17 protein-coding genes and 1 tRNA gene are annotated in these 23640 nt (G+C 48.7%); 8 read left to right on the forward strand and 10 right to left on the reverse strand.

Going from position 1 to position 23640, the window contains the following annotated elements:
- Positions 1–82: 82 nt before the first annotated feature.
- The 4 genes from MCB1EB_RS05495 to MCB1EB_RS05510 form a co-directional block, all read right to left on the reverse strand.
- A complete protein-coding gene (locus MCB1EB_RS05495; RefSeq protein ID WP_126353902.1) occupies positions 83–6061 on the reverse strand; it encodes a WD40 domain-containing protein in 5979 nt (1992 codons plus the stop codon).
- Positions 6062–6592: 531 nt separating this feature from the next.
- Positions 6593–6901, reverse strand: a complete 309-nt coding sequence (locus tag MCB1EB_RS05500; RefSeq protein WP_052393648.1) for an Arm DNA-binding domain-containing protein — start codon at positions 6899–6901, stop codon at positions 6593–6595.
- A gap of 174 nt (positions 6902–7075) precedes the next feature.
- Positions 7076–7168 (reverse strand) — tRNA-Ser (locus MCB1EB_RS05505).
- Between the two features lie 86 nt (positions 7169–7254).
- Positions 7255–8514 carry an aspartate kinase gene (locus MCB1EB_RS05510; RefSeq protein WP_045362307.1) on the reverse strand — a complete coding sequence of 420 codons (1260 nt, stop codon included), beginning with the start codon at positions 8512–8514 and terminating at the stop codon, positions 7255–7257.
- Between the two features lie 294 nt (positions 8515–8808).
- Between MCB1EB_RS05510 and MCB1EB_RS05515 the strand changes: the two genes are divergently transcribed.
- Positions 8809–9741, forward strand: coding sequence for a DMT family transporter (locus tag MCB1EB_RS05515; protein WP_045362304.1), 933 nt, complete (start codon positions 8809–8811; stop codon positions 9739–9741).
- On the opposite strand, the gene MCB1EB_RS12365 is transcribed toward MCB1EB_RS05515, so the two are convergent.
- The gene (locus tag MCB1EB_RS12365) at positions 9727–9852 is read right to left on the reverse strand and encodes a DUF4172 domain-containing protein (protein WP_232034154.1); all 126 of its coding nucleotides are present in this window, start codon (positions 9850–9852) and stop codon (positions 9727–9729) included. The genes MCB1EB_RS05515 and MCB1EB_RS12365 overlap by 15 nt on opposite strands.
- A gap of 217 nt (positions 9853–10069) precedes the next feature.
- Between MCB1EB_RS12365 and MCB1EB_RS05520 the strand changes: the two genes are divergently transcribed.
- The 4 genes from MCB1EB_RS05520 to MCB1EB_RS05535 all read left to right on the forward strand — a co-directional run bounded on the left by MCB1EB_RS05520 (position 10070) and on the right by MCB1EB_RS05535 (position 14547).
- Positions 10070–10738 (forward strand): condensation domain-containing protein, encoded by a 669-nt coding sequence (locus MCB1EB_RS05520; protein WP_045362301.1) that lies wholly within the window; start codon positions 10070–10072, stop codon positions 10736–10738.
- Positions 10669–11304 carry an alpha/beta fold hydrolase gene (locus MCB1EB_RS05525; RefSeq protein ID WP_313790316.1) on the forward strand — a complete coding sequence of 212 codons (636 nt, stop codon included), beginning with the start codon at positions 10669–10671 and terminating at the stop codon, positions 11302–11304. The genes MCB1EB_RS05520 and MCB1EB_RS05525 overlap by 70 nt, the downstream gene beginning before the upstream one ends.
- Before the next feature lie 469 nt (positions 11305–11773).
- Positions 11774–13090, forward strand: a complete 1317-nt coding sequence (gene ltrA / locus MCB1EB_RS05530) for a group II intron reverse transcriptase/maturase (RefSeq protein ID WP_045362297.1) — start codon at positions 11774–11776, stop codon at positions 13088–13090.
- Positions 13091–13320: 230 nt separating this feature from the next.
- Positions 13321–14547 (forward strand): IS256 family transposase, encoded by a 1227-nt coding sequence (locus MCB1EB_RS05535; RefSeq protein WP_126353856.1) that lies wholly within the window; start codon positions 13321–13323, stop codon positions 14545–14547.
- A gap of 482 nt (positions 14548–15029) precedes the next feature.
- Here the strand turns inward: MCB1EB_RS05535 and tilS are convergent, their stop codons facing one another.
- From tilS to cysS, 4 genes are all read right to left on the reverse strand, one after another.
- Positions 15030–16550, reverse strand: a complete 1521-nt coding sequence (gene tilS / locus MCB1EB_RS05540; RefSeq protein WP_081953459.1) for a tRNA lysidine(34) synthetase TilS — start codon at positions 16548–16550, stop codon at positions 15030–15032.
- On the reverse strand, positions 16504–17487 hold the full coding sequence (locus MCB1EB_RS05545) for an acetyl-CoA carboxylase carboxyltransferase subunit alpha (protein WP_026920600.1): 984 nt from the start codon (positions 17485–17487) through the stop codon (positions 16504–16506). The genes tilS and MCB1EB_RS05545 overlap by 47 nt, the downstream gene beginning before the upstream one ends.
- A 96-nt stretch (positions 17488–17583) precedes the next feature.
- On the reverse strand, positions 17584–18459 hold the full coding sequence (locus MCB1EB_RS05550) for a DNA-3-methyladenine glycosylase family protein (RefSeq protein ID WP_045362293.1): 876 nt from the start codon (positions 18457–18459) through the stop codon (positions 17584–17586).
- 68 nt (positions 18460–18527) lie between these two features.
- Positions 18528–19919 (reverse strand): cysteine--tRNA ligase, encoded by a 1392-nt coding sequence (cysS, locus tag MCB1EB_RS05555; protein ID WP_045362290.1) that lies wholly within the window; start codon positions 19917–19919, stop codon positions 18528–18530.
- A gap of 124 nt (positions 19920–20043) precedes the next feature.
- On the opposite strand from cysS, the gene MCB1EB_RS05560 reads away from it, so the two are divergent.
- From MCB1EB_RS05560 to MCB1EB_RS05570, 3 genes are all read left to right on the forward strand, one after another.
- Positions 20044–20655, forward strand: coding sequence for a tetratricopeptide repeat protein (locus tag MCB1EB_RS05560; RefSeq protein WP_052393645.1), 612 nt, complete (start codon positions 20044–20046; stop codon positions 20653–20655).
- Positions 20656–20736: 81 nt separating this feature from the next.
- The gene (locus MCB1EB_RS05565) at positions 20737–21231 is read left to right on the forward strand and encodes a peptidylprolyl isomerase (protein WP_045362287.1); all 495 of its coding nucleotides are present in this window, start codon (positions 20737–20739) and stop codon (positions 21229–21231) included.
- 14 nt (positions 21232–21245) lie between these two features.
- A complete protein-coding gene (locus MCB1EB_RS05570; RefSeq protein WP_045362285.1) occupies positions 21246–22037 on the forward strand; it encodes a UDP-2,3-diacylglucosamine diphosphatase in 792 nt (263 codons plus the stop codon).
- A 329-nt stretch (positions 22038–22366) separates the two neighbouring features.
- Here the strand turns inward: MCB1EB_RS05570 and MCB1EB_RS05575 are convergent, their stop codons facing one another.
- Positions 22367–23014, reverse strand: coding sequence for a hypothetical protein (locus MCB1EB_RS05575; protein ID WP_045362282.1), 648 nt, complete (start codon positions 23012–23014; stop codon positions 22367–22369).
- Positions 23015–23640: the final 626 nt, after the last annotated feature.

Raw genomic sequence — 23640 nt, forward strand, 5'->3', positions numbered from 1 at the left:
TTTTATCGATAGCTATGGCATATCTACAAAAAAATGCCATAACTTTTTCTACCTCTATTTCAGCCAAGCATAGTGTTGATAGTCAGCTCTTCCTTTTAAACATATTCTTCAGCAGAGTCTTACCCTCTGTATATTTCGGCAGACTCTGTTTCAACTCAGTCAATATTTCGGCAGATTTTGTACTGATACCTTCTTTTTTCTTCAGAAATAACGCGCCGCGCTGCTTCAACAGTGACTCATTCACCCCGCTTAAGCCTCGTACACCTTCGAGTAACGCACCTCTCACTGTCAAAAAATCATGACTCGTACTCCAACTCAAATACGCCTTATATTTCCCCCCCTCTTTTTTCAATTCCCACTGCCGTACTGATTTATCATAACTGCCTATCCCTAAATAGCTGTGACCATCCCAAGTCTCTTTCCAGGCTAGGCTTCTCACTGGCCCGCTATCTTCAATCAGCATTTGACACTCTCCCGTTCGGGGATCCCACACTCGCACCGTACTGTCAACACTCCCCGACGCTAGCCGATCTCCTCCAGGCGAATACACTACGCTCATAACTTGACTGGTATGCCCTTCTAACTTCTGCTTCAACGCGCCGCTTTCTACATCCCACACTCGCACAGTATTGTCGTCACTCCCCGACGCTAGCTGACCTCCTCCAGGCGAATACACTACGCTCACAACTTCATCTGTATGCCCTTCTAACTTCTGCTTCAACGCGCCGCTTTCTACATCCCACACTCGCACAGTATTGTCAGCACTTCCCGACGCTAGCTGAGTTCCTCCAGGTGAATACACTACGCTCAAAACTATACCTGTATGCCCTTCTAACTTCTGCTTCAACGCGCCGCTTTCTACATCCCACACTCGCACAGTATTGTCAGTACTCCCCGACGCTAGTTCAGCTCCTCCAGGCGAATACACTACGCTCGTAACTTCATCTGTATGCCCTTCTAACTTCTGCTTCAACGCGCCGCTTTCTACATCCCACACTCGCACCGTCCTGTCAAAACTCCCCGACGCTAGCTGATCTCCTCCAGGCGAATACACTACGCTCACAACTGCACCTGTATGCCCTTCTAAATTTTGCTTCAACGCGCCGCTTTCTACATCCCACACTCGCACCGTCCCGTCCTCCCCCCCCGACGCTAGCTGACCTCCTCCAGGCGAATACACTACGCTCCAAACTTGTGCGGCATGCCCTTCTTCTAACTTCTGCCTCTCCGCTCCGCTTTCTACATCCCACACTCGCACAGTATTGTCAAAACTCCCCGACGCTAGCTGAGCTCCTCCAGGCGAATACACTACGCTCCAAATTTGATCGGTATGCCCTTCTAACTTCTGCTTCTCCGCTCCGCTTTCCACGTCCCACACTCGCACCGTCCTGTCAACACTCCCCGATGCTAGCTGATCTCCTCCAGGCGAATACACTACGCTCAAAATTCCAGCTGTATGCCCTTCTAACTTCTGCTTCAACTCGCCGCTTTCTACATCCCACACTCGCACCGTCCCGTCCTTCCCCCCCGACGCTAACTGATCTCCTCCAGGCGAATACACTACGCTCCAAACTTGTGCGGCATGCCCTTCTTCTAACTTCTGCCTCTCCGCTCCGCTTTCTACATCCCACACTCGCACAGTATTGTCAAAACTCCCCGACGTTAGCTGAGCTCCTCCAGGCGAATACACTACGCTCATAACTTCACCTGTATGCCCTTCTAACTTCTGCTTCAACTCGCCACTTTCCACATCCCACACTCGCACCGTATTGTCAGTACTCCCCGACGCTAGCCGATCTCCTCCAGGCGAATACACTACGCTCACAACTGCACCTGTATGCCCTTCTAAATTTTGCTTCAACGCACCGCTTTCTACATCCCACACTCGCACAGTATTGTCAGCACTCCCCGACGCTAGCTGAACTCCTCCAGGTGAATACACTACGCTATAAACTCCAGCTGTATGCCCTTCTAACTTCTGCTTCAACTCGCCGCTTTCTACATCCCACACTCGCACCGTCCCGTCCTTCCCCCCCGACGCTAGCTGAGTTCCTCCAGGTGAATACACTACGCTCAAAACTATACCTGTATGCCCTTCTAACTTCTGCTTCAACGCGCCGCTTTCTACATCCCACACTCGCACAGTATTGTCAGTACTCCCCGACGCTAGTTCAGCTCCTCCAGGCGAATACACTACGCTCAAAACTTCACCTGTATGCCCTTCTAACTTCTGCTTCAACTCGCCACTTTCCACATCCCACACTCGCACAGTATTGTCTAAACTCCCCGACGCTAGCTGACCTCCTCCAGGCGAATACACTACGCTATAAACTCCATCTGTATGCCCTTCTAATTTCTGCTTCAACGCGCCGCTTTCTACATCCCACACTCGCACAGTATTGTCAGTACTCCCCGACGCTAGCCGATCTCCTCCAGGCGAATACACTACGCTATAAACTCCACTTATATGCTCTTCTAACTTCTGCTTCAACGCTCCGCTTTCTACATCCCACACTCGCACAGTATTGTCAGTACTCCCCGACGCTAGCTGAGCTCCTCCAGGCGAATACACTACGCTCATAACTTCACCTGTATGCCCTTCTAACTTCTGCTTCAACTCGCCACTTTCCACATCCCACACTCGCACCGTATTGTCAGCACTCCCCGATGCTAGCCGATCTCCTCCAGGTGAATACACTACGTTCATAACTTGACTGGTATGCCCTTCTAACTTCTGCTTCAACGTGCCGCTTTCTACATCCCACACTCGCACAGTAGTGTCCTGCCCCCCCGACGCTAGCTGAGCTCCTCCAGGCGAATACACTACGCTCCAAACTACACCGGCATGCCCTTCTAAAGTATAGATTTTTTTCCAATTCGAGGTCATATAAACACTGATCTTACCGCTCTCAAGCCCTACGACGTGGGTTTGACCATCCGGCGAATAGGCACAAGAGAACACTCTGCTCTTTACTTGTAAATATGGCAATTCGCCAAACTGCACCCCACCCATCTGCGCTTCACTTAAATTCGCCTCATGCAGCCAACTCGCGCGAAGATTGGCTTTTCTTAAATCCGCTCCTTGCAACTGAGCCGAATCAAATAACCCATAACTCAAGTCCGCTCCAGGGATCTGAATCCCCTTTAAATCTGCTCCGATAAATTGCATTCCGGCTTTGACCAATATCGTTATTGCATTGGCCGCTGTTTGGCGTAACCCAGGATCAATTTTTGAGCGATCGATTATCGCTAACAGCTGTTCCTTAAATATGCTCTCTTGCTGAACACGCTCAGTCAACAATCCCACAACACCTAGATCGCCTACCCAATGCTTGGGTGCCAACGATATGTCTCGAAGCATTCGGCGGGGCACAATAGCTTGGGTTTCAAAACTATAGACCGAAGCGCCGCTACCACGACGCTCGCGAGTGTTTGGCGCAACACACGCATCGAACGAATCGAAGAGCGAGCGAGCCACAAAATATTCCAGCAGCGATTTATGGATAAAACGATATTGATTGCCGCTTCGGCTCAGTGGCCACGTTTCTCGCAATAGTTGCTGCTTGGCTTCCCGCCCAAAAAAAGACTCTTTCCAATTCCCCTCGTCTTTGAACAACGAATACTCGACTATCGGCTTACCTGCATTCTCTACGTAAAGATGCACCGCTAAATCTTTCACAAATCCGATACCGTGCTGGACGAAACCATCATCGCACAGCTCTCTAAAGATCTCTTTTTTGGACCCCGTTAAATCCTGTGTGCTTAAGCGCTGTTGGTTCCGTTCGAACCAGCTTCTTACGAACTGGTCATACAGGTCCAAGCGTAACTGCACAACACTTCGATCTTTCCCCTCGTTTTCCAGGTATGGCAACGCTTCTAATACCACTCGTAGCAAAAATGGGTTGCTGACCAAGTTTTTTAAATGCGGTTGGTCGAGGGCTTCTTTGTATCGTGGCGCCGATCCGCCCATTCCGTTGTACTCTACATATTTTTCTAGATACCGATTGCGCTCTTCCTCTGAAAACGGCTCGATCACGATTTCTTGAAACGACGTGTCCTTGTCCTGTAGAAGCGGTTTCGGTTGAAAACAGCGGCGATAGTCCTGGCCCAGATATTCGCTGCGGCAACTGATCACCATTTGACCCTGCCAGCCGTCGGATTGGTTGATCGAATTGCTCACATACAAATTCTGCGTTTGCCGTATCTCATCATAGCCGTCCAAAATAAATACAAACTTTTGTTTTTCTTTCTTTAACTTCTGAATCTGAAATTCTGACAGCCCTCTTCCCCTTAACGCTTTGGCAATTAGATCGTGCTCAGGCTTGTCAATACTCGCCAGAGAAATAAACAGCGGAATCGCATCAGATTCTTTTTCATCGTTGTTCCATAATTGCTCTTCTAGCAGGCGGTTCAAGGTTGTTTTTCCCGCCCCGGAGTCTCCAGTCAACAAGATCACTTGTTTAGCAACTTGCTTATCGTATAGAAACTTTTGAACCTTGGATAAAAGTGGAAAGGTCTCGGTCTCCCCATTCAGATCCGCTTGGCCGCGCGGTTCAACATAGAGCTGCTGGGTCTCATTAAATGCCTGATCTTGCTTCAGGGCAGCAAAATACTGTTCCTTCAGCGCAGTCCTCGGGTCAGCTTTGAGTACCCACCGCTGCTCGTTTTGTTCCTGCATGATAACGGCAAGCTGGCTGTGCTGTGCGCTCTGGATGCCGTCGAAGATGCTGTCTATTAGCTCGGTAAACTCACGCTCGCCAAGCTTTGAATTATTCTTTAAAAGGGAAATAAGATTGCTGTGCCCTGTCCAAAATTTGTCCAGAAATGTTTTGGACTCATTGTTGCCTACTAACAGCCGTTCGATCAACTTAAACAGCACCAGGTGCCGACTTTGATTCTGATAGACTTCTCCTCCCTTTTGGGCCTGCCCCTCCAATCTGGGAATATCCTCTATGCGAACCACGGTCGCTTTAATAAAAGCCCCCAGGCACTCCTCATAGCTATTTAGCGTTAATGAAACCGGGATAATACCGTGCTCTTTGGGCTGCTCTGCTCGGATTTGCAAAAAAGCTATTTCTGTCAACACATGATGGAACCCCGCTTTATATTCTTGTTCTTCTGAAAATTTCATCAGCACCTTACGTATTGCTAAAGTGTCATTTTGCTCATTGTTTTTGCCATAGGCGTCTAGGTCTTTGAGATAAGCTTCTCGGAGTTCCTGATGAAATTTTTTATAGTCCACCCATTTTAGGTAGCTTCCTAATACCTCAGAACAACACACCACGGCCTTATCGACCGGTTTCACATCTTTTATTACCTGAGCGGGCAACAAACAGAGCTGATTGGTTAAAATATCGCCTAGTTTGCCGTCCTTTTTCAAGTCTTCCGGCGACATTATGTACGGTCGCCCCATCGGCGCTTGGTCCGAATACAGCTTGACGCCCTCGATTTCAGATAACCTCTCGATGAAATACTTAGACGTCTCAGCTTCGGCCTTTCCATGATCTGCATTGTTGTGGGCATACACCAGAAAAAGACTAGGTTTATTTGACACCTTTAAGGCGTTAAGTGTCAACAACGTCTTTTTAAACAGATAATCTACCAGATCACTTTTTTTCTGGACAGACATTGAGGTGAATATGGCAGTCCGAACCGAAGCCCATTTATTTGAGTGAGCGCTATGTCCTGATGGAGGGGGTTGCACAGCTTCCGCACGATGTTGCTTGGCTTCATCGTGCCCCCACATTTCAGCCTTAATATAGCTGATTCTTGCTTTGCCGAACAAATTTAAGCCTTCTAACACTTTCCCACGCTCGAAATAGGCATCGGCCATCATCTTTCGCAATGTCTCATCTGCTAATGTGTGGGTATATTGCGCTCTCCTCAAGGCCTCTTTTACGCTCCCGAGCGACTTCAATGTGTCTTTCACCTGATTGTATAGCGTCAGCGCTACATCCAAGTGTCCATTTTCCTTTTCAGTGCGAGCTTGACCTAAATAAAGTTCACCGAGGTTCCGCGTGAGGGTTTCTGTTAACGCCGAGTGAGATATGTTCCCTAACATGTCTGTTCTCCATTTTCTTTGATTCGTATTAATTAGATCCGATCGGAGTTACTTGAATGTGGCCGCTATCGCAATTTCGCAGCCGTTCACTCATGGTGGATACAGATTGTGCAAAAGCTAGCTTGAAGCTGATTTCGTCCGAACATGTTGACCGGAGAAAATGGATCTCAATGAATACTAGTAACACCCCTCTAAAAAAACAAGAAAAATGTTTTTTTTATTTTATTATTTTTCACCATGTGAGATTCTTCTATGCGCAAAATGCTTATTGCTCTCGCACCGAGACGGCTCCACCAAAATTCCCAGGAAATGATCAGTTAAGAATATTTCAAGATAGCCATGGATGGTCGGATAGAGCACAAAAAATTAGCCCGTAACTTATGTCAAACTCCATTTTCACGTTCCGCAAAAAAGAGGCAGTTCAAGCCGGTTAATGGCTTAAATTGCTCGTTTAAGAGCTAATTGCGGAACGGATTTTAGCCTAACTCTTTGATTTTTCTACACCTAACGACAGCTTTTTAATCCGCTACTTTATTGTTTACACAAAAATAGCTTGACACCCGCTTTTATTGGTTTTTCTTCTTGTCTAGCCAATGAGGGGTCTACACCTTGAGCTAACAGCGCTTTGATTTTGTCTCTGATAAGGCGGGCAACTTTAAGACTTACTGTAGGGTAAGTACCTAAAGATAGCATTTTCTCTTTACCCGCAAAGCGATACCGTAGCCGCCACCAACGGGAAGCATTCGGCTGCACGAGTAGGAGCAGCCCGCCACCATCTGTGAGCTTGAGATGCTTTGTGGTCGGTTTTGTATTGCGAATCAGAATATCTGTGAGCGCCATAGCGACTCTGTGCGGATAACTTTTTCACGGTTGAGGGTAACATATCTGAAAGTTACCCACAATTTGCGCTGGCTGCCCCTTGCTAAAGTTGGGCATTATGTGCAACAAAAACCCCGTCAAGCCTTTTAAATGTTGATAATTTTTGTTAAAGCTTGGCAACGTTTATGCTACAACTGGCGGAGACGGAGGGATTCGAACCCTCGATGCAGATTTTGTCCACATGCTCCCTTAGCAGGGGAGTGCCTTCGACCTCTCGGCCACGTCTCCGAACTTTTGCTCGCGTTTGAAGATAAAAACGACGAAACCGAGATAATAGCGGGTTCGGTTTTAGAGGTCAAATTTTTACTTGTATTTTAAGTGGATCTGCCCTGCTCTAACTCAAATGCTTTATGGAGTGCGCGCACTGCGAGCTCCATATATTTCTCATCGATGAGCACTGAAATTTTGATTTCGGAGGTAGAAATCATTTGGATATTAATGCCTTCTTCCGAAAGAGTGCGGAACATCTTGCTGGCGATGCCAACGTGTGAGCGCATGCCCACCCCAACTACAGATACTTTAGAGACTTTTGGATCGCCCAGCACTTGTTGGGCGCTGACTTGACCTTTGATGTGTTGGTTTAAAATATCCATGGCGCGCGCGTAATCGTTGCGGCCAACCGTGAAGGTAAAATCGGTTTTGCCTGCTACGCTTTGGTTTTGGATAATCATATCGACGTCAATATTCGCCGCGGCGATCGGGCCTAGGATTTGATAGGCAATGCCTGGCGTGTCCGGTACGCCAACCACGACAATGCGACCTTCATTGCGCTGAAAGGCGATTCCGGAAATAACAGCTTGTTCCATAGTTTTATCTTCTTCAAAGGTGATGAGTGTGCCTGAGTGCATTTCTTCTTCAAGCGGCATCAAAGGGTCTGTGAGGCTGGATAAGACTCTTGTTTTAACTTGATATTTTCCGGCAAATTCGACTGAGCGGATTTGCAGTACTTTCGAGCCCAGACTCGCCATTTCCAGCATTTCTTCAAATGTGATGCGTTCAAGGCGACGCGCTTCTTCTACGACGCGCGGATCTGTCGTGTAAACGCCATCCACGTCGGTATAAATCAAACACTCATCCGCGTTGAGCGCAGCCGCGACCGCGACCGCAGAGGTGTCGGTGCCGCCGCGTCCTAGCGTCGTAATATTGTGTTCGTTATCCACGCCTTGAAAACCCGCAATCACGACAACCCGGCCGGCCGCAAGGTCTTGTTGCACGCGGGCACCATCAATTTCAACAATACGCGCTTTGGTGTGAGTGTTATCAGTTTTAATCGGCACTTGCCAGCCAGTGTAGCTGCGCGCATCCAACCCTAATTCTTTGAGCGCGATGGCAAGCAAGCCTACGCTGACCTGTTCGCCAGTGGCGGCAACCATATCCAATTCGCGTGGATCGGGTTGGGGAGAAATGGCATGCACTAACTCGAGCAAGCGGTTGGTTTCGCCAGACATGGCTGACGGGACGACTACAATCTGATAGCCGGCCTTATGCCATTTGGCAACGCGTAACGCAACGTTTTTAATGCGCTCAATCGAGCCCATCGAAGTACCGCCATATTTATGTACGATTAGAGCCATAGTGGTTTGATAAAACAAAGGAATAACAGATCCCAGCGCATCGCGTGCAAGGCAGATGCGGGCAAGCGTTGAAAACTACATGAAGCGAGCTAAAAAAACAAGATTATTGCTTAGAATATCTTATAGCTGAATTAAATTTCGTGCTGATTTTACGAAACCGTTGATGCCAATGCGAATCCCTTCGAGCGCAAGTGTGCCGCTGTGCGCTCTATTTATGTAGCGCGCGACAACTTGATTACGCAGTAATAGTACTGTATATTTATACAGTATATAGAATCGTGCGGGGGATCACACGTGAACGGCAAATCATTTTTTCTTTTGTTTGTACTGGCTGCGCTTTGGGGCGGTTCGTTTCTTTTTATTTGTATCGGTGTTTCTGCGTTTGGCCCGGCTCCGTTGATGGCGGTGCGCGTAGTGATTGCCGCTGGCTTTTTGCTGGCGGCGCTTATATATCAGCATGGAATATCTGGGTTGCGCAATTTATATATTTATTTTGGGCCGCTCTGCGTAGTAGGCATGCTGAATGCCGCTTTGCCGTTTGTTTTATTTGCTTATGCAGAGCTCACAATCGCCGCTGGTCTCACCTCCGTGATTATGGCTACAGCGCCTCTTTGGGGTGCGCTGGTTGGGCGGTTATGGTTTAAAGAACACTTAGGCTTGTCTCGTACCCTAGGTTTGTTAATTGGTTTTGCTGGAGTGCTCTTGTTGGTTTGGCATCAAGTGTCTGTTTCCGTGGATAGACTTGAAGAGGCGCCAGACCCCTCGCCTATTCTGCTGGCCATACTCGCCTCGTTGGTGGCGTCGTTAATGTATGGAATCAGCGCGAATTATACAAGTCGTTATTTAAGTCAATTAAACCCTATGCAAATTGCAGCGGGCACCATGTTAAGTTCCGCCGTGCTGCTGATTCCGTTTGCTATTGTGCAATGGCCAAGTGCGCCTGTGCCTTGGCAGGCATGGGCGGTAGTTGCCGCATTGGGGATTGCCTGTACAGCGGTTGCCTTCATCGTATATTTTCATTTAATCGCCACGACAGAACCCGCTTACGCTATTTCTGTTATGTTTTTAGTTCCGATTTTTGGGGTGCTGTGGGGCGTGCTTTTTTTGCAAGAAGAAGTGTCTCTCGATATGCTTGCGAGCGGCTCGGTGATTTTAATCGGCGTACTTTTGTCGACGGGGCTTTTGAATCGTTTGTATGCTAAATGGAAAAATTTATTGCGGATTTAGATGAGTATAAATCCGGTAGGCCGCCGCCAAGTCAGGTGCGGTCATCTGCGCATCGTAGGCGAGATCAGGCCATTCAGCCCGATGCCAGATCCAGGTGGATTTTGTGTTCATGAGCCGTAATCTACCATATTCGGCTCATATCGTGAGCCGCTTTCGAGCCGAGTTGTAGTAGATGATTGCGTTGGCGATTGCGGGCTAGCGTTTACCTGGGAAATGCAAATGGTGGTTGCGATAAATTTGCTCATCAGGCAAAATCTTTCCCAGCTTCAACAGAAGTTCATCCATAAGAAGTAATCGACGCATCACAAACTCGAGTTGTGTCAGACTTATGCCTGCTTGTGTCAATCCAAATCCAGTTACCTATCCTTTATCCGCTGCACAAATGGAGATTTGGCTCGCGCAGCAAATCAACCCCCGCAGTCCTGTCTACAATATTTGCCAATTCACCGAAATCCATGGCGCCGTTGACTCGGCCTTGTTCGAAGCCGCCTTGCGTCAGGTGGTCGCGGAAGCAGAAAGCTTTTGCCTTCAGTTCATTGAAAGTAGCGATGGCATTCAACAATTTGTCAGTTTGCCGGATTGGTCGCTTCCTGTGATCGATCTCAGCGCAGAGGTTGATCCTCAAGCTGCTGCCGAAGCTTGGATGAAAGCGGACTACGAACAGCCAACCGACCTACTGAATAACTTGCCGTTTGGCTTTGCCTTGTTAAAAGTCGCACCTGACCGATTTTTTTGGTATCAGCGTTGTCACCATATCGCAATGGATGGAGCCGGTGGCCGCCTCATCGCGCAACGCATGGCGCAGGTGTATAGCGCACGAGTTAAAGGGGTCGTAGCGCAAGAGCGCCCATTCGGGCCCGTAGCGCTGCTGCTGGAAAATGATGTTCGCTACCGCGCCTCTGCGCACTTTACAAAAGACTGGGAAGTTTGGAGCGCATCAGTCGTTACGACAGTTTCTTCGCGCTCGGTGGCCACTCGCTGCTCGCCGTGCGGATGATCAATCGTATTCGCACCACGTTGGGCGTTGAGATTGCCCTCCACATGTTGTTTGAAGCGCCTACCATCGCGGGACTGGCGCAGCGTTTACTCAAGCTAGACGGCACCCAAGACGATTCATTTAATGTATTGCTTCCCATCAAACCAGAGGGCAATCAGCCTCCTCTTTTCTGTGTTCACCCCGTGGCGGGTCTGAGCTGGAGCTATATCAGTCTAGCTCAGCATTTAGACGCGGACCAACCTGTCTATGGTCTACAAGCTTGTGGACTCAGTGGCGTAGCGCCACTTGCAGAAACCATCGATGCCATGGCGTCAGACTATATTAAACACATTCGCCGCATTCAGCCTAACGAGCCTTATTATTTGCTGGGATGGTCTTTTGGCGGCAATGTTGTCCACAGCATCGCAACCCAGCTTGAACAACAAGGCGAAAGAGTCTCGTTGCTGGCTTTGTTGGATAGTCATCCGGGTCCTTTCCAGTTGGACAATAAACTTGAATTAGATCAAGAAACTATCTACATCAAACTTCTTAATCGCTATAGCGATGGCACGCCGGTACAGGCGTGAAACAAATGGGGTGAAAGTCCCCTGGCGCCAATTGCCTATTCGGGCGCCTAGCAGGAGGTAGGGTTAGCCAAGTGATTGGCTGGCTCAAGTTACCTTGAACGGTAAATGCAAAACAGCGGGCTGCAATGCAAGTGAACCCAAATTAGCCTCGTAATACGTAGAAGCACTTGCCGACCGCATCGTCGCAGCGGGAAGGCTGACAGGGGATGGAATCCAAATAGGCAATAGTGCCATCCTTCAGGTGCCGGGGTGTTAGGGGTTGCACGCTGTGAATGTTTCACGTCGTAGGCCGGGAGGCCTAGTATGAATCCAGTTGGCCGCTGGAAACGAGCCTGTATAAGGTTATACCGAAGTCAGGTTTGGTCATGCTAGGAGTCCGCGGGGCGAATAGTACCGTTGGTATCGCTTGGGAAACCAAGGGAGAGGGAAGGCGCCCTGCTTCAGTTAATGATACTTAAAGGAGTTGAGGATGTTTGATTGCCGAAAGGCTAAGAACGACAGAGTTAAAGTTCGGCAACTCCAGAGAGTTCTATATCGGAAATCCAAGCAAGATAAGGGGGGCAGATTTTACAGTCTCTACGACAAAGTCCATCGAAAAGATGTGCTGTGGGAAGCTTGGCGACAAGTCAAAGCAAACCGAGGCGCGCCTGGTATTGATGGAACGGCAATCGAAGAAGTGATTGCTCAAGGAGAGGAAGCATTAATCAACAAATTGCAAAAGCAGATATGTGAAGGAAGCTATCAATTCTCACCTGTTAGGCTGGTAGAAATACCCAAACCGAAAGGCGGGACGCGTCCCCTGGGGATCGCAACGGTAGCGGATCGCATTGTGCAGACGGCGATGAAGTTGGTGATCGAACCGATCTTTGAAGCAGAGTTTCACGATTGCTCGTATGGATATAGGCCTAAGCGCAATGCCGAGCAAGCTAGTTTGGCGATACGCGAAGATCTATACCAGCAAGCTTGGGGTGTAGTTGAAGTGGATTTGAAAGCGTATTTCACCAGCATTCCCCATGAGAAGCTACTAAAGCTAATCGGTCGGCGGATTGTGGATGGCAGTATGTTGAAATTAATCAAGCAAACGCTAAAAGTGGGGGTGATGAAGGCTGGTGGGGTAGAGCCAACGGAAGTGGGCGTTCCGCAAGGTTCACCGATTGCGCCGTTGTATAGCAATATCTACCTGAATGTCATCGACCAAGCCTGGCATACAAAGGGATATCCGGAGAAGTTTGGGGCGACCCTACATAGATATTGCGATGATGCCATACTGGTATGTCGCAAGGACGCGAAACCTGCCCTGGAGGCGTTTGCGGAGATGGCGGAGGAACTGGATCTGACACTCAATCGCGAGAAGACACGCATCACGAAATTGACTGATGGATTTGACTTCATTGGCTTTAACTTTGTGAAACGTAAGAGTCCCAAGAGCGGTAAGAATACGATCTATGTTTTTCCTGCTAAACACACACAACAAGCGATTCGTAACAGATTGAAATTTGTCACTTCGAGAAGAGCGCCAATCAAGCCAAAGGACTTCCTCGCTCTCATTAAGCCGATAGTGTTGGGATGGGTGAACTATTTCCGACACACTAACGCAAACGAGGCTTTTAGGCGATTACAGCGCTTTATCAAGACCCGCTTTCGGCGTTACTTAACCCATCGAAGTAAAGGCCGTGGGTTTGGATGGCAACGCTATCCAAATAGTAAGCTCTATGCTATGGGGATGGTATACATAGGTAGTGGCTTAATTGAGTATGCTGGGAGGCCTGCGCATGATTCACGATGAAGACTGTCGGACCGCCGTATTCGGGAAAACTGAACGTACGGTGGGATGAGAAGGGGATGGTGAACTAATCATGACAAAACTAGTGAGGCACTGCATAGGGAGAAATCCGCAGAAACAGATAGGTCTTGTCTACCAATTACTGAGCCATTTCTTTACTCTAGAAGAGCGTGTCAGAAACTTTGTGTGAAGAGGAATTCATCTGATAATAGAAGTAATAAAAAAGGAATCCTATGACAAAGTTAGACGAAGGACTATTAGATAAAATCTTAGAAGGAGTAGATCCGTCGAATCCGCAATCGCTATTTACAGAGGCCGGGTTATTTGGTCAGCTAAAAAAAGCATTAGCAGAGAGAATGCTGCAAGCGGAATTAGACCATCATCTTGCTCAAGAGCGGAATGCGGGAGAAATAAAAAATAACTATAAGAATGGGAGTAGCAAGAAGACAGTATTAGCGTCTCAGGACAAGATAGAGTTGAATATACCTCGAGATCGGGAGGGGAATTTTGATCCACAATTGATAGCGAAGCACCAAAGACGCTTACCTGGGTTCGATGATAAGGTGATTTCCCTGTACGCAAGGGGTTTACCGGTAAGAGAGATCCAAGGGCATCTGACGGAACTTTATGGTCTAGAAGTCTCGCCAGACCTAATCTCAAAGGTGACCTCAAGCGTAATGGATGAGGTGACTGAATGGCAGAATCGTCCGTTGGAGTCCGTGTATCCGTTGGTATTTTTTGATGCGCTGCGAGTGAAGATACGGGATGAAGGCAGCGTAAAGAATAAAGCGGTTTACCTGGCGCTAGGTGTAAGATCCGATGGCCTGAAAGAAATTTTAGGCATTTGGGTAGAGCAGACTGAAGGGGCAAAATTCTGGCTTAGGGTGATGACAGAGCTCAAAAATCGGGGCGTGACGGATATCTTGATTGCTGTAATAGATGGGCTCAAAGGGTTTCCAGAAGCGATCACAGCCGCTTTCCCGCAAACGCAAATTCAGACCTGTATTGTCCATTTAATACGGAATAGCTTGGAGTTTGTGAGCTGGAAAGACCGCAAAGCGGTGGCGGCAGAATTGAAAACGATTTATCGAGCCACGACCGAAGAGGAAGCGGCTCAAGCGCTTGAAGCCTTTGCCAATGGCCCATGGGGCCTCAAATATCCGCCCATTGCTTCAATTTGGCAACGTCATTGGCAAGAAGTTATTCCATTTTTTGCCTACCCCCTGGAGGTTCGTAAAATCATCTATACAACGAATGCCATTGAAAGTCTGCATATGCGCGTGCGTAAGGTGATTAAAAATCGGGGCCATTTCCCTAACGACCAAGCCGCTATTAAATTAATTTATTTAGCCTTGCGCAATATCTCTAAGGAGTGGAAAATGCCTCCGATTATATGGCGAGCAGCTAAAATTCAATTTGCCATCTTATTTGGCGACCGATTTACTGTTTCTTTAGCATGAGACTGTAATTTCTTGGTGAGGCTTCCTCGCACACAAAAATAATGACAGGCTCCTCTAGAAAATATTTCAGATGCGGGGGAATATTTATGGGAAAAAACCCGAAATATCATCAAAAATAACCTTTGCCTTTTAAATAATTTTTCTCCACTCATTTATTCTGGCGACATGCTCTTCTTTCATGCAACGATAGCGGAAAATGGATCTACCCAGCCCTTCTTTGCTTATTTATGGAAACATTACGTTCTAGGCAATATCGAAACTTACGATATCCACTGCAAACACGACGATATGGATAGGCCTGTGCCAATCGCTAAAATTGGGCGCATCCTAGCCCGAAAACTAGATGAACTACAGAAGAAGCAGGTGATGTGTGTAAGTTAGCGTAGCGACGGTGAGCTGTAGTACGAGTGCTTCGCATGCAAGCTACAAGGCTGGAGATTGTGGCGCGCTTACATATCTCTCACGTGCGATTGATTTTTTCGCTATTCAGACGCCCGCCATTCAAGCCGCACACGTTCTGTTGCGGTGGGATCAATGAGCTGCGCAAGCTCATAATTTAAACCGAGATAGGGAACAAAGAGCAACCTATCGCCAAGGTAGATACAGGGTGTATTACGTAGCCAGGCGGGGATGCCTGCTTCTTGAAAGAGATTTTTTAGCGTGCGCTGCGGACCCTGCGGCGCTTTGCGCATGCGCTCGCCACCCTGGCGCGGAGTGGCGCGGAGCGGCGCTAATTGGAGTAATGAGGTGGGTACGCCGGCTGGATCAGCGTTATGCGTGGCGGTAAAAAGTAGCGTGCCGTGCCACTGAGGAAGATCCCAGGCGCTTGGCCCTGACCAGCGTAAGCTTGGCTCTGATGCATCTGCGAGTAAAGCGGCATGAGGCGTTGTTGCACCCTCTGCGCAAGGCGGATGGTGTGGGAGTTTGACTCGGTCCCACCAAATTTTGTCACGATACACGCGTAGTCGGTGGCCCGCATGATCGAGTTGGAGCGTAGCGTCTGCGCGCGCCGTGCACAATTGTTTGAGTATATTCTCGAGGCGAGCGTTTGAGGGGGCTGGCAAACCAAGCGTCCGCAACCAGTAGCGGATTAAGTTGACAGCGCGCAAGGTTTGCTCTGTATTGAGCATAATCAGAGCGGAGCGGGATAATGCAAAGGCATTGGGTGGCGCCGCGACGCGCTGTAAATCGAGCTTTGCCAACTCATCTAATAAAGTTTGCGCATCTGCTGCGTGTTGCGCTGCACGCGCCAGGGTGGCGCGATAAGCAGGAAAATATGCCCCAATCTGCGGCAATAGGGTATGCCGCAAGGCATTACGCGTATAACGCAAATCGGTATTTGATTCATCCTCAAGCCAACGCAAATTATATTCCATGGCGTACGTTTGCAGCGCTTGGCGGGGTATGCTCAATAAAGGCCGCAGATAGCTTAGCTCATTTGAGGCCGAGCTTGGAGCAGGCGCGAGCGGCTCCGTCTGCACGATTTTTTTCGCTTTTTTAAGCACGGGCATTGCTGCCAGTCCGGCGACCCCTGTGCCACGCAATAATTGTAGCAAGACGGTCTCAGCTTGATCGTCAGCATGGTGCCCAAGGAGCAAAAGTTTCGCTGATTGTGCCTGGCAGAGTTCGTTTAGCGCCGCATAGCGCGCGTCCCGTGCTGTAGCCTCAAGGCCAAAGCCAGACTTCATTTCGAGGGTGACTCGGCGCGCAGCAAACCGCACGCCAAGCTGAGCGGCGCAAGCTTGACAATGCCCTAACCAAGCATCGGCATGCGGGCTTAAACCATGATGAATGTGCAACGCAATACAGTGTTCAGCGCCTACCAATGCAATCGCTGCGTGGAGCAATACCGTCGAGTCAAGCCCGCCACTAAACGCAACCGCCAGCGTCTGTTTGGCATACAGTGGGGGCAACGCCGCGTGGAGTGCTTCTGCTACCGACTTAGCCTGAGTAGCTTTACCGCTGGATGGAGCCAAGCGTGGTGGTTTCCTTGAATTTGCCATAGCTCATTAAACGCTCAAAGCGGCGCTCATGCAAATTCGCTGGGCTCATGCCCTGTAATTGGCGTAAGGTATCGACCAGAGCGCGCCGTAGTAATGCGAACATGGCTTTTGGATCCCGGTGTGCGCCTCCCAAGGGTTCATTGACAATTTTATCGATTAAGCCCAAAGCTTTGAGCCGGTGAGCGGTGAGGCTAAGCGCTTCAGCAGCCTCCGGCGCTTTGCTCGCGCTTTTCCAAAGAATAGACGCGCAACCTTCTGGCGAAATCACCGAATAAGTTGAAAATTGCAGCATTAATACGCTATCCGCTACGGCAATTGCAAGCGCCCCGCCCGAGCCGCCTTCGCCAATGATAGTCACGATAAGAGGTGTTTTCAATTCCGCCATCACATAGAGATTGCGACCAATGGCTTCTGACTGCCCGCGCTCTTCAGCGCCAATTCCAGGGTAAGCGCCGGGCGTGTCGACAAAGGTAAAAATCGGAATCCCGAATTTTTCAGCTAGCCGCATCAAACGTTCTGCTTTGCGATAGCCCTCAGGACGAGGCATGCCGAAATTACGCAAAGCGCGCTCTTTAGTATCGCGCCCTTTTTGATGGCCAATCACCATGCAGGGTTGCCCATTAAAGCGCGCTAGGCCACCGACAATCGATAAATCGTCAGCATATGAACGATCGCCATGCAGTTCATGAAAGTCCGTGAAGATTTCTCTAACGTAATCAAATGTATAAGGACGCTGTGCGTGCCGCGCGATTTGCGCGACTTGCCAAGGGGTTAGCTGAGCATAGATATCTTTTGTAAGCTGTTGGCTTTTCTTGGACAGGCGCTCAATTTCTTCCGAAATATCGACGGCTGAATCATCTTGTACAAAGCGCAATTCGTCAATTTTTGTCTCAAGTTCAGCAATCGGCTGCTCAAAATCCAAAAAAATGGTCTTCATTTTATTTACATTCCTCGTTCTTCATGCTGAGCATGGACTTTAACATCTTAATGTATGGTCTTTATCTAGCGCTGGTTTAGCGCTATGACAATAGATTTAGTAATCAACCGGCAGCGGATCGAGGCTACGCCACATGTACCAAGTCGCAACAGTGCGCCAAGGCTCCCAATTGGCCGCCACCTCACGCGCCTCGCTGCGCGTCACCGGCTCGCCGCTAAAGTAATTTAGGCTAATCGCGCGGATTAAGCCAACATCGTCCAGCGGCAGCACATTCGGTCTAAGTAGGTTAAAAATCAGAAACATTTCGGCTGTCCAACGGCCAATGCCACGAATTTGCGTCAGTTCGATAATCACCGCCTCATCATCCATGGTTACCCACTTATCGACATGCAACGCACCCGAGACGAAATGTTGTGCTAGGTCAAGAATATATTCAGCTTTTCTTTTTGACAGCCCACACTGGGCGAGTGTGTCGCTATCTAATTTTAAGAATTGTTTGGGGGTCAATTTGGGACAGGTTTTTTGCACCCGCTGCCAAACCGTTTGTGCCGCTTTAACTGAAATTTGCTGTCCCACAATCGAACGGGCCAGCGTGACAAAAGGCTCGCCCCGGCCCACCAAGTGTACCGGTCCAAACTTTGGAATCACCTTTTTCAGGATCCGATCGCGCTTAACCAGATCCGCGCATGCTTTATCCCAATAGGCTGGCCGGATAGCAGTAGGCTCTAGGGTATCGATCGGCAAGCCCACAGAAGTTTCTTGCAGCGCGCGTTGCACGCTGCTGCTGGTTTTTGCTTTGGGCGTAGCTTGGGCCGTCACCACCTTAGTGATCGCTATCGCCTGGGCGGTAGATTCAGTTGCCGCAACCTTGCCTTGGTTGCGGGCGGTTTTCGCCACGGCCTTTACTGGCGTTTGTTTGGCGGCGCCCAGATGCAAGGCCGCCTTACGAACTGTCTTACTGGCTATTGCCATGGTGCCCTCTAATTGACTCACTGACTTAATTGCTCAACCGTTATGAAATGATGGGTAGGCCATGCGGATTAAGCGCGCCGCCATTCAGTCAATTCATTTGATTTATCTTCAAGCACCACGCCGGCTGCCAAAAGCTCGGCGCGAATTTGGTCCGCCAGAGAATAGTTTTTAGCTCGCTTGGCGGCTTGCCGCTCGGCGATACGGGCGGCAATCGCGGTTGGATTTAAAACTGTTTTGATAGACGCACTTTTTTGTAAAAATAACTGCGGCGCGCGCGCCAGTAAGCCGAGCACTTCAGCTAATCCTTTTAACTGGCGCGCGAGCGCCTGATCTCGGCTTTTATTCACAGCGAGCGCTAGGTCAAACAAAATAGCCACAGCGATAGGCGTATTGAAGTCATCATTCATCGCGGTCCGAAACCGCTGCGCATGCGCTTCACTCCAATCGAGCGGCGAGGTATCTGGCGCGGTTTCTTTAAGCGCTGTATATAGCCGCGTTAGTCCACCCCGTGCATCTTCAAGATGCGCATCACTGTAGTGAATGGGGCTGCGATAATGCGTGCGCAAAATAAAGAAACGAATCACTTCGGCATCGAAGTTAGCCAACACGTCGCGAATGGTAGAAAAATTACCCAGCGATTTTGACATTTTTTCATCGTCAATTTGCACATAGGCATTATGCATCCAGTAATTCACAAATGGATGCCCATGCGCGCCCTCACTTTGCGCAATTTCATTTTCATGATGTGGGAACTGCAAATCCTGCCCCCCGCCGTGAATATCGAAGCGCTTGCCTAATAAGGCGTGACTCATCGCTGAGCATTCAATATGCCAACCGGGCCGTCCACTGCCCCATTTAGAATCCCAACGGGCCGCCGCCGGTTCATCCGACTTAGCGCGCTTCCATAGCACAAAATCCAGCAGATCTTGCTTAGCCGTATTGGCGGCAACCCGCTCGCCAGCGCGCAAATCATCCGGCGCGAACCCAGCAAGCTGGCCATACGCAGCAAATTTGCGTACCGCGTAATTAACATCGCCATCGGCCGCCTGATAGGCATAGCCGTTTTGTTCCAAGATCTCAATCATGGCGAGCATTTGCGGCACAAAAGCGGTTGCGCGAGGCTCAAAATCTGGCCGCTCCACGCCGAGCGCGTCGGCATCTTCATGCATCGCGCGCGTGAAACGCTCGGTCAATGCGGCAATTGGTTCGCCATTTTCTGAGGCGCGGCGAATGATTTTGTCGTCAATATCCGTGATATTGCGCACATACATGACCCGGTAGTCAAGCGCTTTCAACCAACGCTTAACCATGTCAAATACCACCATGACACGCGCATGGCCGAGATGACAATAATCGTACACGGTAACGCCGCAAACATACATGCGGACTTCGCCAGCCACAAGAGGTACAAAAATCTGCTTGTCGCGCGTAAGCGTGTTATAAATGCGCAGTGAATTCATAAAAAACAGGGAGCCGGCCGTCGATGCTTCACCTATAAAATAAGGTTTGCTCGCCGGAATTTTTGGACAATAGTTGACGTTTTGTTAAAATGGTCGAGATTATAACATTGATGGATTTAAAGCTATGAAGACCTCCGCTTGGGGCCATGGGGCGCGGATTTGTGCCACCCTTTTATGCATTAGCAGCTGTTTAAGCAGCGCTTATGGGCAACCTACAGCGGCCGCAGAGGATAGCACACGCATAAGCCCTGCTGCCGAGAGTGCGTCTTCCGCACTCGCTGCGCAATTGCAAAAGCTGGAGCAGCGCATTAAAAACCATCCTAAAGACGTGCAGGCGCGCTTTAAACACGCCACCACACTCATTCAGCTTGGCCGCGAGCGCGAGGCGATGGCGGCCTTTCAGGCTCTGATTAAACGCTACCCTGAATTGCCTGAGCCTTATAATAATTTAGCTTATTTGCATAGCCGGCATGGTGCGTATGAAGCGGCGCGCAGCGCGCTGGAAACTGCGTTAAATGCTAACCCCAATTATGCGCTGACGCAACAAAATCTCGGCGCGCTTTATCTACAACTTGCCGCTCAAGCCTACCAACGCGCACTTGCGCTTGATCGGCGCGATACGCTTTCTGCGCAGCGCCAACAACAGATATATTCTATTCTGTCCAGGCCTGAACAACTGCGCAATACCCCTGGCAATCCTCTTAAGATTGCGCCCGCCCCCACTAGTCTAAAATAAGATAAGAAAAATCAAGGGATCAAATTTAACTTTTTTCGCCGACAGGCTTTTTTTTACTTTTATTTTGCAAGGATATTTTTGATGATCGAGCTGCACACTAATCACGGCGTGATTAAACTTGAACTCAATGCTGACAAAGCACCTAAGACAGTTGAAAATTTTATTCATTACGTCAAAAAAGGCCATTACGACAATACGATTTTCCACCGCGTGATTTCAAATTTCATGATTCAAGGTGGGGGTTTCGACCCTGAGATGCAACAAAAACCGACCGCGGCTCAGATTACTAATGAGGCTGATAACGGTTTAAAAAACACGCGTGGCACGATTGCGATGGCCCGCACCAGTGATCCGCATTCAGCGACAGCACAGTTTTTTATTAACGTAACAGATAATGCATTCCTCGATTTTTCCAAGCCTACTCCACAAGGTTGGGGCTATTGCGTGTTTGGCGAAGTTGTGGAGGGTTTAGAGGTTATTGATGCCATCAAGGCGGTTAAAACCGGCTCGAAGAACGGTCATCAAGATGTCCCGCTTGAAACCGTTATCATCGAAAAAGCCATCGTAATTGCCTAAGGAAAGACTTAGCAATGTCTATAACCGGTGGCGCATCAAAGCACCAAAGCCTTCAGCCAAATGATGCGCGGCCGGTTTATTTTATTTCAGATCTGCATCTAAGCCTGGCCATTCCAAATACAGTGGCCGCGTTTGAGCACTTCATCGAAAACACCGCCAACGATGCGCAAGCGGTTTATATTCTTGGCGATCTATTTGAATATTGGATCGGCGACGATATGCTGGTCACGCCGTTTGCCCAAAAAATCGCCGCGCAGCTCCATACGCTGGCTGAGCGCGGCATTCAACTTTATATTATGCCTGGCAATCGAGATTTTTTGCTGGGCGCACACTTTGCTCAGGCGGCTGGGGCGACGCTATTAGATGATCCATGCTTGCTTGAGGCCTTTAATCTGCGCACGGTTCTCGCGCATGGCGATGCGCTTTGTACGGCTGATGGTTTTTATCAAAAGTATAGAAAAATTGTACGCTGCCACGCTGTACAGCGTTTTTTTCTGAGTTGGCCATTGCGATGGCGGTTAGCGCTCGCGGCACGCATCCGGGCGCGCAGTGGTGCGCAAAAACGTCCACGCGAACTCATGCTGGGAGATGTAACCGAAGCGGCTGTGTTGCGCCTTTTGGCACAATATGATGTCACGACGATGATTCATGGCCATACTCACCGGCCCGCGCAACATAGGCATGGCGCTGCCACGCGCTGGGTACTCCCTGATTGGGATTACGATCAGGGCACGCCGCGTGGCGGGTATCTAAAGCTGGATCAAAATGGCATTCAAGCCTGGCCGTTAGAGTTTAGGTATTTTTGACTAAAACCCCGAAATGTCAATTAGCGATTTTCCCACGGCCGTTTAATTCTTCTAGGGATTCCAACCCCAAACCGCAGATTTTTTTAAAGTTGTTTAGATTCATGGATTAGGATATCTAGGCGGTTAGCAAGGTTGTGAGGTCAATTGGATTGAGGTTCGGCTGGGATTACGGTTTTTTCTCCAAGAACACTTTAACTTGATGATTTATAATAAGAAATCTAATTCGTAACGTGACTGCACAGCAGCGTGCCCTAGTTTTTTTAAAGATTATTAGGCTTGTACCATGGGTTTATTGTGACTAAATTAGTTCAATTCCTCAATCCGTATTATCATTGAGATTCACCTGTTTCGACTACTTCAATTTTCCAATCCCCAATAGCATCGTAGTCTATCTTTTCCGGCTTGATGTACGGCATCTCAGGCTCCGAAGTTATGAGCACGTCCACCGTTCCTGAAATTAGCGGCTGACAACGCACCCAGCTTTTATCGCTGGGCAATTCGTTCTTATCATTTACATGATTCCGCACACTAAATTTAGCGGTCGCCGAATTGAAAGCAGATATTCCAAGCGGTGCATAGACAAGGACTGGCTGCTTCATTTCAGAGAAAGATCTAGCCAGGGTCGACGCGAACGATTCTTTTGAGTCGACTTCGACCCCCATAGAGCAAGCATATATTACAATTTTTTCCAGGCGACTTATATCTTGTATATCCTTCAGTTTGTTGAACAAACCCAGAGCGCTGAGTCTTGTATCTGTGTTAAAGCCTAAAGTCCCGTTGCCGGCGTGAGCGCTTATTATTATAGTGTCACCCGTTAGCGTCTTTCCGATAGGCAGACTATCCGGAAATAAATCGATGCAGTCATCGTCCGCGATACCGTATCCGTCTTGCAACATCTTTTTACCTTCGTTTAGGGAGCCTTTTTTCCACTCTTGGCCAGATTGGTTCCAATCCAAAGTAATCATAATATTCGGCATTATCGTATCCTTTTCATAGTACTGGCATTATCGTATTTTTTTGCAACATCCCATTATCTAAGTTTAAGGCGTCATTTTTCCACTCTTCGCCAGGTTCGTCCCAACGCAAAGTAACCATAGTATCGGCATGTGGCTATTCTTCGTATCGAAGCCTCCTCCTCACCGTAACTGGCCCCACCAACAGTGCAAGAAGTTAGCCGCTACCTAGCGCACTATATTAGGGTCAGTTTCTGTATGGCTTCGCTTTCTCTCTGTTTCTTGTTTATCGGCTCGCAGTTTTTGCTCCCCGCTTCTTTTCCACATTCCGGTCACCTTCATGCAGTTAAGCTTCAATTCACTCGTCATGGTCTACTTGTGGGAGGATTTTCACCTCCAGAAGTGTGCCCATGCTGGGCGCATCAAAAAAATAGCCGCCCCAAACAGGGTAGCTATTTTTAGGCGCAGAACGTGGCCAGTAGGAACTTGATTTACAAAAAAAATATATTAAATAATTTATAAATTTTCTCAATTTATTTTAGAATTTTTACTCTAACTCTATCGCATACATTCCTCACTTTGGCTTATTTCTTGGGTACTTTGAACTTAGCGCTCTTTTTTTGACAGCGACAGGGGATTGCTCGGGTTCG

The organism is Mycoavidus cysteinexigens, assembly GCF_003966915.1.
In the GTDB taxonomy this organism is placed as follows: domain Bacteria; phylum Pseudomonadota; class Gammaproteobacteria; order Burkholderiales; family Burkholderiaceae; genus Mycoavidus; species Mycoavidus cysteinexigens.